Annotated in this window: 14 protein-coding genes (1 of these 14 running past the window's edge); 7 read left to right on the forward strand and 7 right to left on the reverse strand. The window is 66.5% G+C overall.

Annotated features, from left to right (window positions below; translation table 11 throughout):
* From F1640_RS07505 to F1640_RS07520, 4 genes are all read left to right on the forward strand, one after another.
* Positions 1-482 carry the 3' end of a glycosyltransferase gene (locus tag F1640_RS07505; RefSeq protein ID WP_194918514.1) on the forward strand. 550 nt of this gene lie to the left of the window's left edge, so only the last 482 of its 1032 coding nucleotides appear in the window; its start codon lies off the left edge, out of view; the stop codon is at positions 480-482.
* Positions 479-2011, forward strand: coding sequence for an oligosaccharide flippase family protein (locus F1640_RS07510; RefSeq protein WP_194918516.1), 1533 nt, complete (start codon positions 479-481; stop codon positions 2009-2011). Before F1640_RS07505 ends, F1640_RS07510 begins: the two co-directional genes overlap by 4 nt.
* Before the next feature lie 55 nt (positions 2012-2066).
* Complete coding sequence (locus F1640_RS07515) at positions 2067-3023, forward strand: retroviral-like aspartic protease family protein (RefSeq protein WP_194918518.1); 957 nt, start codon at positions 2067-2069, stop codon at positions 3021-3023.
* Positions 3024-3118: 95 nt separating this feature from the next.
* Complete coding sequence (locus tag F1640_RS07520) at positions 3119-4936, forward strand: ABC transporter ATP-binding protein/permease (RefSeq protein ID WP_194918520.1); 1818 nt, start codon at positions 3119-3121, stop codon at positions 4934-4936.
* A gap of 21 nt (positions 4937-4957) precedes the next feature.
* On the opposite strand, the gene F1640_RS07525 is transcribed toward F1640_RS07520, so the two are convergent.
* From F1640_RS07525 to F1640_RS07540, 4 genes are all read right to left on the reverse strand, one after another.
* Positions 4958-5161 carry a DUF1737 domain-containing protein gene (locus tag F1640_RS07525; RefSeq protein ID WP_194918522.1) on the reverse strand — a complete coding sequence of 68 codons (204 nt, stop codon included), beginning with the start codon at positions 5159-5161 and terminating at the stop codon, positions 4958-4960.
* Between the two features lie 164 nt (positions 5162-5325).
* Entirely contained in the window at positions 5326-6627 is a 1302-nt protein-coding gene (gene hslU, locus F1640_RS07530) for an ATP-dependent protease ATPase subunit HslU (protein ID WP_125953934.1), read from the reverse strand.
* 112 nt (positions 6628-6739) lie between these two features.
* Positions 6740-7309, reverse strand: a complete 570-nt coding sequence (gene hslV / locus F1640_RS07535) for an ATP-dependent protease subunit HslV (RefSeq protein ID WP_124811318.1) — start codon at positions 7307-7309, stop codon at positions 6740-6742.
* An 87-nt stretch (positions 7310-7396) separates the two neighbouring features.
* Positions 7397-7894 carry an outer membrane protein assembly factor BamE gene (locus F1640_RS07540; protein WP_124811319.1) on the reverse strand — a complete coding sequence of 166 codons (498 nt, stop codon included), beginning with the start codon at positions 7892-7894 and terminating at the stop codon, positions 7397-7399.
* Positions 7895-8108: 214 nt separating this feature from the next.
* On the opposite strand from F1640_RS07540, the gene F1640_RS07545 reads away from it, so the two are divergent.
* From F1640_RS07545 to F1640_RS07555, 3 genes are read left to right on the forward strand one after another with little or no spacing between them, the layout of a single operon-like run.
* Entirely contained in the window at positions 8109-8657 is a 549-nt protein-coding gene (locus F1640_RS07545) for a ubiquinol-cytochrome C chaperone family protein (RefSeq protein ID WP_124811320.1), read from the forward strand.
* Positions 8654-9187: a DUF177 domain-containing protein gene (locus tag F1640_RS07550; RefSeq protein ID WP_194918523.1), complete on the forward strand. Its 534-nt coding sequence runs from the start codon at positions 8654-8656 to the stop codon at positions 9185-9187. Before F1640_RS07545 ends, F1640_RS07550 begins: the two co-directional genes overlap by 4 nt.
* A 41-nt stretch (positions 9188-9228) precedes the next feature.
* On the forward strand, positions 9229-10695 hold the full coding sequence (locus F1640_RS07555) for an MATE family efflux transporter (protein ID WP_194921257.1): 1467 nt from the start codon (positions 9229-9231) through the stop codon (positions 10693-10695).
* 285 nt (positions 10696-10980) lie between these two features.
* Here F1640_RS07555 and F1640_RS07560 read toward each other — a convergent pair whose 3' ends face one another.
* From F1640_RS07560 to F1640_RS07570, 3 genes are all read right to left on the reverse strand, one after another.
* Positions 10981-12645 (reverse strand): ATP-binding protein, encoded by a 1665-nt coding sequence (locus F1640_RS07560; protein WP_223806864.1) that lies wholly within the window; start codon positions 12643-12645, stop codon positions 10981-10983.
* A gap of 138 nt (positions 12646-12783) precedes the next feature.
* Positions 12784-13545, reverse strand: a complete 762-nt coding sequence (locus tag F1640_RS07565; RefSeq protein WP_125953938.1) for a TIGR02186 family protein — start codon at positions 13543-13545, stop codon at positions 12784-12786.
* The gene (locus tag F1640_RS07570) at positions 13542-14456 is read right to left on the reverse strand and encodes a sulfite exporter TauE/SafE family protein (protein WP_124809314.1); all 915 of its coding nucleotides are present in this window, start codon (positions 14454-14456) and stop codon (positions 13542-13544) included. The genes F1640_RS07565 and F1640_RS07570 overlap by 4 nt, the downstream gene beginning before the upstream one ends.
* Positions 14457-14468: the final 12 nt, after the last annotated feature.

The raw sequence follows: 14468 nt of genomic DNA on the forward strand, positions 1-14468 counted from the left end.
ACCGCCATGCCGAGGACTACGACCTCTGGTTGCGCCTGTCCGAAGCCGGATCGATGGCCAACCTGCCCGATCGCCTTGTCGACTACCGCATCTATCCGGATCAGGTCAGCAGCCGCCATGTTGTCGAACAGATGCGCAATACCGCGATCGCGTGGCTTGCGCACCGTGCCCGCTCCGCCGGCCTGCCCGATCCCACCGAACACATCGCGACGATGCCACCGCTGGAAGAACTCGATGCGTGGTTCGGCGAAGGCGCGGCGCGCTATGTCCGCCGCCGCATCCTCGACCGCGTGATCTATTCGCCCGAAGCTCTCTCCGGAGACGGATGGACGGCGCTGCGCGATCATGTGCGCCGCGACGGCGCGCGCGGTTCCCGCCTGTGGCGGGCGGCGGCGCGGCTTGTTCGTGCCGGGCATCCGATCAAGGCATCGACCATCGCCGCCGGCCTGATCGGCGTGCCTCGCATGAGCAGCGGTGCATGAGCACGGCCGCCGACACCCCGCCGCAGGTGCCCCAACCGCAGATGCCCCCGCCTCAGATGTCCGTGCGCACCGCCGCCGCCTGGGCGCTGGTATCGCAATATACCTCGTTCGCGATCCAGTTCCTGACCAGCGTGGTGCTGGCGCGCTGGTTCATCACGCCGGCGGAACTCGGGCTGTTCTCGATCGCCTTCGCGGCGGTCACCATCGTCGCCTTCCTCCAGGATTTCGGCGTGACCCGCTATGTCAACGGCGAACGCGACCTGACACCCGAAAAGCTCCACATGGCGTTCACCGTCTCGGTGGCTTTCGCCTGGGGCATCGCGATCCTGACGATCCTTTCGGCCAAGCCGATCGCCCTGTTCTACGGCGATCCGCGCCTGCTGCCCATCACGCTGGTGATCGCCTGTTCCTATCTGGCGGTGCCGCTGGCCATCGTGCCGCAGGCAACCTGCCAGCGGCGCATGGACTACAAGTCCAACACGATGATCGAGGTCGGCTCCTCCATCGCCAACGCCGCCACGGCAGTCACCCTGGCGGTGCTGGGCTATGGCGCGCTAGCGCTGGCCTGGGGCGCGTTCGCGCAACAAGCGGCGCGGCTCGTGGTCAGCCAGTGGCGTGCGGGGCTGATGCTGCCCTGGCCGATGCGCCTGAAGGGCGCCGCGCCAGTGCTCAAGCTGGGCGGCACCAATTCCGTGCTGGCAACGTGCTATTCGATCACGGGTCGCGCGCCCGAGCTGGTCATCGGCCGGCTGATCGACAACACCGCCGTCGGCCTGTTCACCCGTGCCTCGGGGCTGGCGCTGCAACTGCGTCTGCTGGTGGCCGGCGCGGTGACCGGCGTGTTCTACCCGGCCTTCCGCCAGGTGCGCGACAGTGGCCAGCCGCTCGGCCCGCCCTATCTGCGCGTCGTCGCCGCCTATACCGGTGTCACCTGGCCCGCGATGGCGGGCATCGCCGTGCTGTCGGAACCGCTGGTCAACCTGCTGTACGGGCCGAGATGGCTGGCGGCGGCCCCCTTGCTGGGCTGGGTCGCGCTGTCGCAGCTGTGCTATGTCTCGCTGCCGCTGAACGGCGATCTGCCGCTGCTGCTCGATCGCATGAAGGGCCTGATCCACCGCAACATCGTGGAAACGGTGATGTCGGTCCTGCTGATCGCGCTCACCGCGCCGTTCGGCCTGATCTGGGTTGCCATCTCGCGTTTCGCCCACGGGCTGTTCTGGGTAATGATCTACGCACCGTTCATGCGCGGGATGCTCGATTTCCGCTGGCGCGACCTTTTCCAGATTTACGCGCGCAGCCTGCTGGCCACGCTGGCGGCGGTCGGCCCGCTGCTTGCCAGCTATGTCTTGTGGCACGGTCCGGCGGAAACCGGCTTCGGGCAGGCGGCGAGCATGGTGAGCGCCGGCATCGCACTATGGCTGGCGACGCTGTGGGCGATCGGTCATCCCCTGTTCGCGGAAATGACGGCGATGCTGGGCGAGATTCTGGCGGCGCTGCCGCTTCGACGGAAGACGCCCCTTCCCCGATAAACACCATGGCTCCGGCGCCCGAACAGGCGTATGCTGCCAGGCGGAGAGAGAAGCCATGGCACTATATCCGCTATTCGCGGCGGGCGCGTTGCTGCCCCTGTTCACCGCCTACCCCATCGCCGTAGCGCAGGACGGCACGGCCCAGGCCGGTTCGGTCGACATCGTGACGATCACGCCCGATCTGCAGGCCCGCATGACCGTGCCGGTGCATATCGGCGTCGAGAACGCGCAAACGGGCAGCAAACGGGCTGGTCCCTACCGCTTCATGATCGATACCGGCGCGGAACGCACGATCCTGTCGCGCGATATAGCCCGGCAGCTTGGCCTGGCCAGCGCCGGACAGGCGCTGCTGGTGGGCGTGGCGGGCACGCAGGAAGTGGATCTGGTGGAAGTGGAGGAGATCAACCTCGGCCGCCGCAGCTTCTATGGCCTCACCGCCCCGCTGCTCGACGGGCGCTGGATCGGCGCGGACGGGATCATCGGGCTGGACAGCCTGCAGGACCAGCGCGTCCTGCTCGATTTCGACAAGAAGGTCATGGCGATCGGCGATGCCCGGCAACTGGGCGGCAACAGCGGCTTCGAAATCACGGTGCAGGCGCGGCGCCGGTCGGGCCAGCTGATCATGACCAACGCCATGGTCGATGGCGTCCGTACCGATATCATCATCGATACCGGCTCGGATACTTCGATCGGCAATCCCCCGCTGCAAAGGGCCTTGGCACGCCGTCATGCGCAGGAACAGACCTCGCTCATATCGGTGACCGGGCAATCGATCTCCGCCGACGTGGGGCTGGCGCGCACGCTGGTGCTGGGCGGGTTGACGATGTCGAACACCCCGCTCGTGTTCGCCGATGCGCCGCCGTTCAAGGCGCTCAAGCTGGACAAGCGCCCGGCGATGCTGCTCGGCATGGACCAGTTGCGCCTGTTCCGCCGCGTGGCGATCGACTTTTCGAGCCGGAGCATCCTGTTCGACATGCCACGGGGCCTGCCGATGCAGTTCGGGATGAACTGAACGCAAGGGACGCCAGCAGCGACACGGGCGCGGATAATCCACCCGATCGGGCAACGGGGCTGGCGGATCGGCGCAAAGCGCCTATGTGAAGGCCCATGCCGCCCGAAACCGCCACCGACCGCAACGCCCGCCACGATGGATGGCACACGCTCCGGCGCTTCCTTCCCTATCTCTGGCCCGCCGACAACAAGGCGCTGCGCTGGCGCATCGTTTTCGCCAGCCTGTTCATCCTGGCCTCCACCGGCACACAGCTTGTCCTGCCCTATCTGCTGAAGTGGGCGGTGGACGCGATGAACGTGTCCGGCCCCCGCCTGATGCGGTTCGCCATGCTGATGGTGCTGGGCTACGCGGCCGGGCGCTTCGCCGGCGTCGCCTTCGACAACTTGCGCAATATCGTGTTCGAACGGGTGGGGCAGGATGCGACGCGCGCGCTGGCCGAAAACGTGTTCGCGCGCCTGCACCGCCTGTCGCTGCGCTTCCACCTCGCCCGCCGCACGGGCGAAGTAACCAAGGTGATCGAACGCGGCACCAAGAGCATCGACACGATGCTCTACTTCATGCTGTTCAACATCGCGCCCACCGTGCTGCAGCTCGCGATCGTGGCGGTGATCTTCTACTTCACCTTCGGCTGGGGCCTTGTCGCGGCGACGGCGGTGGCGATCGCGGGCTATATCTGGGTTACGCGCACCATCACCGAATGGCGCACCCATCTGCGGGAAAAGATGAACCGGCTCGATGGGCAGGCGCTTTCCCGCGCGGTCGATTCGCTGCTCAACTACGAGACGGTGAAATACTTCGGCGCGGAGGCGCGCGAGGAAGCCCGCTATGCGCAGGCGACGCGTGCCTATGCCGATGCCGCGGTAAAAAGCGAGAACAGCCTGGGCCTGCTCAACATCGCGCAGGCGGTCGTGGTCAACCTGCTGATGGCCGGGGCGATGGCGTGGACGGTCGTCGGCTGGGCCAAGGGCCAGTACACCGCTGGCCAGCTGGTGTTCGTGCAGACCTACCTCACCCAGCTTTTCCGCCCGCTCGACATGCTCGGCATGGTCTATCGCACGATCCGGCAGGGGCTGATCGACATGGCGGAAATGTTCCGCCTGATCGATACGCACGTGGAAGTCGCCGATGCACCCGGCGCGCCGGCGCTGATCGTGCGGCGGCCCTCGGTGGTCTTCGACAACGTGGTGTTCGGCTACGATCCCGACCGCACGATCCTGCACGGCCTTTCGTTCGATGTGCCGGCCGGCAGCCGCGTCGCCATCGTCGGCCCTTCGGGCGCGGGCAAGTCCACCATCGCGCGCCTGCTGTTCCGCTTCTACGATCCGGGATCGGGCCGCATTCTGATCGACGGGCAGGACATCGCCGGCGTCACGCAGGCGTCCCTGCGCGCCGCGATCGGCATCGTGCCGCAGGATTCGGTGCTGTTCAACGACACCATCGGCTACAACATCGCCTATGGCCGCGAAGGCGCGACACAGGCCGACGTGGACGCCGCCGCGCGCGGGGCCGCCATTTCCGATTTCATTGCCCGCCTGCCGCAAGGCCTCGATACCGAAGTCGGCGAACGCGGCCTCAAGCTTTCGGGCGGCGAAAAGCAGCGCGTGGCCATCGCCCGCACGCTGGTCAAGAACCCGCCGATCCTGCTGTTCGACGAAGCGACCAGCGCGCTCGACACCCGGACCGAGCAGGACATCCTGGGCACGCTGCGCATGGTCGCCGCCAACCGGACCACGATCTCGATCGCGCACCGCCTGTCGACGATCGCGGACTCAGACCGCATCCTCGTGCTGGATCAGGGACGGCTGGCGGAAAGCGGCAGCCACCTGGAACTGCTGCGCCGCGACGGTCTCTACGCCGAGATGTGGGCGCGCCAGGCGGCGGAAAGCGAAGAGGTGAGCGAGGCGGCAGAGTAATCCGCCGGCCTGCTCCGGCGTTCACTTCACCACATCGGCTTCATGCCACACGACCGCCTGCGCCGCCTTCATGCAGCTATTCTCGATATCCCACGCGAGCGAGGGCGAGCCATAGAGCCGCCAGCCCTGCGCCAGCGCCTCTGACACGCGCTCGCAGAAGGCACGGTCGTCCTGGCCGGTGAGCAGGCGGTAGATCGGACGGTCTTCGGGGGTCTGGTAGTTCATCGCATGGCCCTACCAGATCCTCCCCAGGATGGGGAGGGGGACCACCCGAAGGGTGGTGGAGGGGGCTTGGCCTTGCGGCCCATCCTCACCGAGACTGCCACCCAGCCGAGAAGCCCCCTCCACCGTCCTGCGCACGGTCCCCCTCCCCGCATCGGGGAGGATTTTTACAGGATATACTTCGACAGGTCCGCGTTGCCGGCAAGGCTCGCCAGCTTGTCCGCCACATAGGCTTCGTCGATCGTCACTGTGGAGCCCACGCGGTCCTCGGCGTCGAAGCTCACTTCCTCCAGCAGCTTTTCCATCACCGTCTGCAGCCGCCGCGCGCCGATGTTCTCGACGCTTTCGTTGACTTGCGCGGCGGTGCGGGCGATCGCCCGAACGGCTTCCGGCGTGAAGTCCAAAGTCACCTGTTCGGTCCCCAGCAGGGCGCGGTACTGTTCGACCAGATTGGCACGCGTTTCCGACAGGATGCGCACGAAATCGTCCTCGCTCAGCGCCTTCAGCTCCACACGGATCGGCAGGCGGCCCTGCAGTTCGGGCAGCATGTCGCTGGGCTTGGCCACATGGAACGCGCCGCTGGCGATGAACAGCACGTGGTCGGTCTTCATCGGGCCGTACTTGGTGGCGACGGTCGTACCCTCGATCAGCGGCAGCAGATCGCGCTGGACGCCTTCGCGGCTGACCGAGCCGCCGCGCACATCACTGACCGCGATCTTGTCGATCTCGTCGAGGAAGACGATGCCGTTGGTCTCCGCGTTCTGCAGCGCGACGCGGGCCACGTCGTCCTGGTCCATGCGCTTTTCGGATTCCTCGTCCACCAGCTTGTCCCAGGCATCGGCGACGCGCAGCTTGCGACGCTTCATGCGCTGACCGCCGAACGCCTTGCCCATCATGTCGGACAGGTTGATCATGCCGATGTTGCCGCCCATGCCCGGCAGCTCCATCGGCATCGAAGGCGCGTCCTCCACCTCGATCTCGACCTCGACATCGTTCATCGAGCCGTCCGCCAGGCGCTGCCGGAAGCTTTCGCGCGTCGCCTCGCTGGCGCCATCGCCGACCAGCGCCTTGAGCAGCCGATCCATCGCCGCCTTGCTCGCCGCATCGCGCACCGCGTCGCGCCGGCGGTCCTTCTCCAGCCGGATCGCCTCTTCCGCCAGATCGCGCGCGATCTGTTCCACGTCGCGGCCGACATAGCCGACCTCGGTGAACTTGGTCGCCTCCACCTTAACGAACGGCGCGTCGGCCAGCTTCGCCAGGCGACGGCTGATCTCGGTCTTGCCGCAGCCGGTCGGCCCGATCATCAGGATGTTCTTTGGGCTGACCTCGTCACGCAGGTCAGCCGAGAGATGCTGCCGCCGCCAACGGTTGCGCAGCGCCACGGCGACCGCGCGCTTGGCGTCCTGCTGCCCGACGATATGTTCGTCCAGCGCGCGGACGATGGCCTTGGGGGTAAGGTTGTCTTTCATTCTGAAGCTCCCCCCTCCCGCTTGCGGGAGGGGATGGGGGTGGGTCTTTGGGGTGTAGCGTCTTGGACCGCCCACCCCTGGCCCCTCCCGCAAGCGGGAGGGGGGATGATGCCTATATGGTTTCCACCGTCACGCGATCGTTGGTGAACACGCAGATATCGGCCGCCACCTGCATCGCGCGGCGGGCGATCGTCTCGGCGTCGTCCTCGTAGTCGGTGATCGCCCGCGCGGCGCTCAGCGCATAATTGCCGCCAGAGCCGATCGCGGCAATGATCGCGTCGTTCTTGGCTTCAGGCTCCAGCACATCGCCGTTGCCGGTCAGCACCAGCAGCGTCTCCGCGTCGGCCACGATCATCAGCGCTTCCAGATTGCGCAGGTACTTGTCGGTGCGCCAGTCCTTGGCGAGTTCCACCGCCGCGCGCATCAGCTGGCCGCGGTGCTGCTCCAGCTTGCGCTCCAGCCGTTCGAACAGGGTAAAGGCATCGGCGGTCGCTCCGGCGAAACCGGCGATCACGTTGCCGTCGCCGATCCTGCGGACCTTGCGGGCGTTCGGCTTCATCACCGTGTTGCCCATGGAAACCTGACCGTCGCCGGCAATCACCGTGCGCCCGTTCTTCTTCACCCCGATGATGGTGGTGCCGTGCCACTGGATCAGGCCGTGGCTCGCCCTGCTGTCGTCCATGACCGCGATATGGGGAATGCTCCCGGCTGTTCAAGCTGGCGCCGGTTCAAGTTGGCGGCGGTTCAAGCCGGCCGGGAACGACCGGAATCAGCTTCCGTTCGGACCGGACCCGCCCGGACGGCCGCTCTGGCCCGTCGCGCCCGGCACGGCGCCAACCGCGCCGATATTGCCGAACAGATCCTCGAAGAAGCTGCGGTCGCGGCCCAGTGTCGGCGTCTTGTCGCGATCGGGATTGATCCGCACGACCTTTTCCATGCCGCCCCGTTCGACGCTGGCGACATTGCCCGCCGCATCGAAGTTCACCTTCATGATGAACTCGGCATTGGTGCGCGGCCGGGTGAACGGCCTCTGCTTGGTGTCGATCGACACGTAGTACCAGGTCGGCTTGCCGAACTGGCTCTTGAAGGTCGGCTGCCCCAGCGCCTTTTCCACGGAAAGGCGGTTGTCCACGCCCGGCTGCACCGAATCGGTCAGCGCGGGATCGATCAGATAGCCGCGATGGTCGCGAATGCTCGAACATCCGCCGGCCAGCACCGCAAGCGTCACCGCCGCAACGCCCCGCACCATCAGCCGATTATCGCGCATTCCCGAACTCCGCTTCTCGATCCGGGCCTCAGGCCCGGCTATGGCAGGCATCCCGTTTGCCTTCGCGCCCGGGTTCCCTATATCGCGCAAGCCTTAGGGGCCAAACGGCGGAACCGCAATGGACAGCGCGATGCCACGTGGCCACAGGCGATTTAATCGGTCCTGAACGAATCCCGCAAGCCGTGCGGGCAGGACCGCAGGGAAGGAAGTTCCGATGTCGTTTCTAGCCCGGCTGTTCGGCCCCGGCCGCGATGACCGCGCCACCGTGCGGCCGTTGTGGCATGCCGTGGTCGCCGCCTCGCGCGGGAAGGCGTGGTACGCGGAATACGGGATCGCCGATACGCTGCCCGGGCGGTTCGACGCGATCACGCTGGTGCTCAGCCTGGTGCTGCTGCGCATGGAACGCGAACCGGCGCTGGTGGAACCGTCGGTGCGGCTGACCGAACTGTTCGTCGATGACATGGACGGGCAGCTGCGCGAAAGCGGCGTGGGCGACATGGTGGTGGGCAAGCACATGGGGCGGCTGATGAGCACGCTGGGCGGCCGGCTGGGCGCCTATCGCGATGCGCTGGCGACGGCGGACGACAGCGCGCTGAGCGAGGCGATCACCCGCAATGTCACGCTGGTCGAAGGTCTGGTGGGCGAAGGCCAGGCGGACGAAGGTACGGGGCCGCAGGCGCTCGTCGGCCGGGTCCGCGCGCTCGCTGGCGCGCTGGACGCCGTCCCGGCCGAACGCCTGCTTGCCGGGGAGATCCCCGCATGACCGGCACCCCCGAACTCAGCCGGATGATCGACATCCGCCAGATCACCGGCGCCCCCGTGGTGGTCGAACCCGGTGCGGACGAGCGCCGCCGCCTGGCCGGCCGCTTTGGCATCAGCGCGATCGACGCGATGCGCGCGGACATCCGGCTTTCGGTCGAAGGCGAAACCGTGCTGGCGCGAGGCCGGCTGACCGCGTCAATCATCCAGCCCTGCGCCATTTCAGGCGAGGATTTCCCGGTAGCGATCGACGAGCCGGTCCTGCTCCGTTTCGTGCATCCCGGAGCGGAAGGGGCGTCCGAAGACGAAATCGAGATCACCGCGGACGATTGCGACGAGATCGAATACGAGGGGATGACGTTCGATCTGGGCGAGGCCGTGGCGCAAAGCCTCGGTCTGGCGATCGATCCTTTCGCGGAAGGCCCCGAAGCGGACGCCGCGCGCCAGAAGCACGGCCTTGCCGGAGAGGAAGCCTCCGGCCCCTTTGCCGCCTTGGCCGCGTTGAAGGCCGGAAAATCCGACCGGAACGATTGAGGAAAGCACTGGTGACCGATCCCGCCGCTTCACCGCCAGCGATGGCGCAGCCCTCAGCTTCGCGCCCGGCAGCACCCGGCGGCCATCGTGATCTGACCAAGGGTCCGATCCTGCGCACGCTGCTGCTGTTTTCCGCGCCAACGCTGGCCGCCAACATTCTCCAGTCGCTCAACGGATCGGTCAATTCGGTCTGGGTCGGGCGGCTGCTGGGCGAAAGCGCGCTGGCGGCAACGGCCAACGCCAACGTGGTGATGTTCCTGGTCTTCGCCGCGGTGTTCGGCTTCGGCATGGCGGCGACGGTAAAGGTCGGCCAGGCGTTCGGCGCGCGGAACATCGACGCGGCACGGCGCACCTTCGGCACGGCGCTCGGGTTCTGCCTCGGGCTTTCGCTGTGCGTCGCCACGGCCGGCTGGATATTCGCGCCGGCGCTGCTGCACGCGATGGCCACGCCCGGCGAAACCTATCATTTCGCGCTGACCTATCTGCGCGTGATCTTCGTGGCCATGCCGGCCTCGATGATCACGGTCATGCTGGGCATGGGCCTGCGCGGATCGGGCGATGCGCAGACGCCGCTCAAGTTCATGATCCTGTCGGTCGTGCTCGACATCGCGCTGAACCCGCTGCTGATCGCGGGCATCGGCCCGTTTCCCCGCCTGGGCATCGCCGGGGCGGCCACGGCCACGGCTACGGCGTCCTACGTCTCGATGCTGGCCATGGTGACCTGGGTCTATGCCCGTGACCTGCCGCTGCGGTTGCGCGGAGCGGAGCTGGCCTATCTGATCCCGCAACGATCCGAACTGGGCTATATCGTGCGCAAGGGCCTGCCGATGGGCGCGCAGATGCTGCTGATCTCGGCCGCCGGGATCATTATGATCGGGCTGGTCAACCGCGAAGGCGTGCTGATCAGCGCGGCTTATGGCGCGTCGCTACAACTGTGGACCTACCTGCAGATGCCGGCGATGGCGATCTCGGCGGCGGTCAGCGCCATGGCCGCGCAGGCCATCGGCGCCGGGCTGCTGCACCGGCTGGGGCAGATCACCCGTTCGGGCGTGCTGCTGAACTTCGCGATGACCGGGGCGATGACGGTGATTCTGCTGCTGTTCGATCGCGGTTCGCTGGAACTGTTCCTCGGCCCGAACAGCCCGGCGGTGGACGCCGCGCGGCACATCCAGTTCCTGGCGAGCTGGAGCTATGTGCTGTTCGGCGTCACCATCGTCCTGTTCGGCACGATGCGCGCCGGCGGCGTGGTGATCGCGCCACTGATCGTGCTGGCCATCGCGATGTATCCGGGACGCCTGGGCTTCTACTACCTGGCCTATCCCCACATCGGGGCGGACGCGCTGTGGCTGGCCATGCCGTTCGGATCGGTCATCGCTACTTCGCTGGCCCTCTACGTGTACAGCCGCTCTGGCTGGCGCACGCGCAGCCGCGCAATTTCCGAACTGGAAGCGGAGGAGGAAACCTGCGTCGATGGCGATGTGGCAGGCCGGATGACGCCCACGCTGTAGGCGCTGCCGCGCTTCGACTTAGGGTCAGGACCCATTACTGGCGCGGTCGAGGCGTCCAAATGGCGAACATATCGGGCCGAAAGGCGCGCCGCGAAGGCTGGTTGCCTTTGCAAGCGCCTTTAGGTTCGAGATGGAAGCCATTTGGACGTCCCGCAGGGATTTGACGCAAAATGGCCCAGCGCTGCGTCGGAGCGGCTTGAAATATCGACATATTCCTGCGCCCCTCCTCCTTGCGCCGGGCCATTTTGCCTCAAACCTCGACCGCGCCAGTAATGGGTCCTGACCCTAGCGGCTTTGCGATCGCCAACGCTGCACCGTGCGCTGCACGGCCATATCCTCGCCGCCCGAACGCGCCCAGAGTTCGGAGAACGAAGGGTCGGCGGAAGCAGGACGCCGCGCCTCTTCGAGATCGTCGAACGACAGCCGCACCGGGATCGAAACGCCTTCGCCGCAGATGATGCATTCGCGATTGCGCAGCGCCGGGATGGCATCGAGGAAGCCCCGCGCGCCTTCGGGCATGGCCGCGCGCACGAACGCTTGGTCGCGCTCGTTGTTGAGGCGCATCGAGATGATCGTGCCGCACTGCGACAGCACGCCTTCGGCAAGGTCGGACGGACGCTGCGTGATCAGCCCCAGCGAGACGCCGTACTTTCGCCCTTCCTTGGCGATCCGCGACAGCACTTTCGCCGCCGACGAATTGCTCGCCACGCGTTCGTTGGGCACGTAGCGGTGCGCTTCCTCGCAGACCAGGAGGATCGGCTGCGTCTCTTCGTCGCGCGACCATATCGCATAGTCGAACACCAGCCGGCTCAGCACCGCGACCACGGTCGAGGTGATTTCCGAGGGGATGCCCGAAACGTCGATGATGGTGATCGGCTTGCCGCTGGCCGGCAGGCGGAACACCTTGGACAGGAAGTCGACCATCGTATCGCCGACCAGCATCCCCGAGAACATGAACTGGTAGCGCGGATCGCCCTTGATCTCGTCGACCTTGGCCTTGATCCGCATGTAGGGGATCGCTCCGTGGCCCTTGTCGAGCTTGCCCATCTCGTTCTGGAGCACCAGCAGCAGGTCCGAGAGCAAATAGGGTATCGGCGAATCCACGGTGATCCGGCCGACCTGTTCGGCCAGGCGGTTCTTCATCCGGGCCTGCAACAGGCACTTGGCGAGGATGTCGGCATCCAGTTGCCGCTCGGCGCCCTGCGTGGTCAGGAACACCTCGCAATGTTCCTCGAAATTCATCAGCCAGTACGGCATCTGCAGGTTCGTCACGTCCAGCAATTGCCCGGTGTGGCGGAACGCCTGTGCATATTCGCCATGCGGATCGATCATCACGATATGGCCATCGGGCGCCATCTCGCAGATGCGGTGCAGGATCAGCGCGGCGCTGGTCGACTTACCGGTGCCGGTCGATCCCAGCAGCGCGAAGTGCTTGCCCAGCAGCGCGTCGATGTAGACACCCGCGCGGATGTCGCGCGTGGGGAACACGGTGCCGATGACGATGCTGGACCGGCCATCGCTGGCATAGACCTGCCGCAAGTCTGCGCTGGTCGCCGGATAGACCAGCGCGCCCGGCACCGGAAAGCGCGTCACGCCACGCCGGAAGCCGTAAAGCCGCCCGGTCAGGCGTTCCTCGTCGCCTTCGCCCAGGAAATCGATCTGCGCGATCACGCCGCCTTCGAACGCCGCATCCTGCCGCTGGTTGCGCACCGTGGCCAGAAGCCACGAATTGCCCACGCGGATCTTCACCGGACAGCCGACCTGGCCCGACAGCGCGACGGAAGCGTCGTCATCGCCCATGCATTCCTTCAGCCGCGCCAGATCGATGCCGATCACGCCACCGGACCCCGAGACATCGGCGACGAAGCCGATCGGCTTGCGCGCATTTTCGTGGCTGTTCGCACGAAGATCGGCGGGCTGGGCGGGCGACCCGGTTTCGAAACCCTGCATGCTCATTTCCGACATCACCCAATACCTCGAGCCGATCACGCGTGACCGTCGGGAGGTAATCCAGCTCGGTTAAAATGAGGCTAATGAAGGAGATGGCGCGGTTCTTGACACCGCCAACGCCCGCCTAGGGTCCTGACCCTAGACCAGTGCGAACAGGCGGCCGGCGATCCAGCCCATCGCCACCGACACCAGCACCGCGAACAGGCCATAGAGCAGCCCGTTGCGCTGGGCATTGACCGCCACGAACCGCTCGAACCCCTCCTTGGTCACCTCGACCCGGGTAATGGCCGACGCGACGACCCTGCCGTCACGCACCGCGAAGGTTTCGGCGGTGTAGGTTCCGGTCAGAACGCTCGAAGGCAGGGCGATGCGGGCCTGGTACAGCACCTGCCCGCTGATCTTCACCGCGCCTTCGTCCTGCCGGTACAGCCCCTGCCGCTGCATCAGGTCCACAAGCCCCGCGGAAAAGCGCTTCTGTTCGGCGGGATCGATCACCCCGATCGGCGAAAGCTGCAACCACTTGAGCCCCAGTTCGTAGATAGCCGCCGTCTTGTCGTCCACGATCCGCGCGATCGGGCGAGACGAGGCGATCGCGTAATAGCTGGGGGCGGAGCGGAACTCGGTGCTGGCGGCATTGATCCACATGCCGGCGACCTTCTGCTTCTCGCGCAGCACGATCGACCGCACCGGCCCTTCCAGCACCACGATGATATCGTAATCCTGCGCCGCGCGCGTGCCTTCCGGGCTGAGGATCGCACCGAACAGCAGCAAGTCGGCCCCGGTAAAGCCCTGCCGCACCTGCACTTCGTGCTGCGAGATTTCCGGCACCAGAATCGGATCACGCGCACCGCCGAGCAGAAGCAGGCAAAGTACCAACAGGGCGGACCGCAGCGCGATCACAACGGGATCACCGTGTAGATTTCGTCCGGCCGGTAGCCGAGCCCTAGCGCCATCCGCAGCGCCACCCCCAACACGATCACCGCCAGGATCAGGCGGAGTTGTTCGGGCTTCGCCTTCTGCGCGAACTGCGCGCCGATCTGCGCGCCCGACACCGATCCCACCAGCAGCAGCACCGCCAGCACGATATCGACGGCGCGCGTCGTCAGGGCGTGCATCATCGTCGTCGCCATGGTCACGAACAGGATCTGGAACAGCGATGTGCCGACCACCACGCCCACGCTCATGCCCAGGATGTAGAGCATCGCGGGCACGAGGATGAACCCGCCACCGATCCCCATCAGCATGGTGAGAATGCCCGTGGCCATGCCGAGCAGCAGCGGCGCCAGCGGCGAGATGTACAGGCCCGAGCGGTAGAAGCGCCAGCGCCACGGCAGGCTGGCCACCAGCGGATGGTGCCGTCGCTTGCGCGCGGGAAGCGCGATGCCAGCCTTCTGCGCGCGCAACGCCGTGATGCTTTCGTGCGCCATCAGTCCGCCGATGCCGCCCAGCAGCAGCACGTAAAGGATGTTGATGACGGTATCGATCTGCCCCAGCGACTGGAGCAGACGGAACAGCAACGCGCCCAGCCCGGTGCCGATCACGCCCCCGGCCACGAGCACCGCGCCCATCTGATAATCGATGCCACCGCGCCGCGCGTGCGCGAACGCCCCCGAAACGCTGGCGCCCGTCACCTGGCTGGCGGCCGATGCGGCGGCGACCGTGGGCGGCACGCCATAGAAGATCAGCAAGGGTGTGGTCAGGAAACCGCCGCCCACCCCGAACATGCCGGACAGCAGGCCCGTCAGCGCGCCCAGCGCGACGATGACCAGACCGTTGACCGACAGGTTGGCGATCGGAAGATAGACGTCCATTACTGTCACGGC

The sequence above is a fragment of the Novosphingobium sp. NBM11 genome, assembly GCF_015390225.1.
In the GTDB taxonomy this organism is placed as follows: domain Bacteria; phylum Pseudomonadota; class Alphaproteobacteria; order Sphingomonadales; family Sphingomonadaceae; genus Novosphingobium.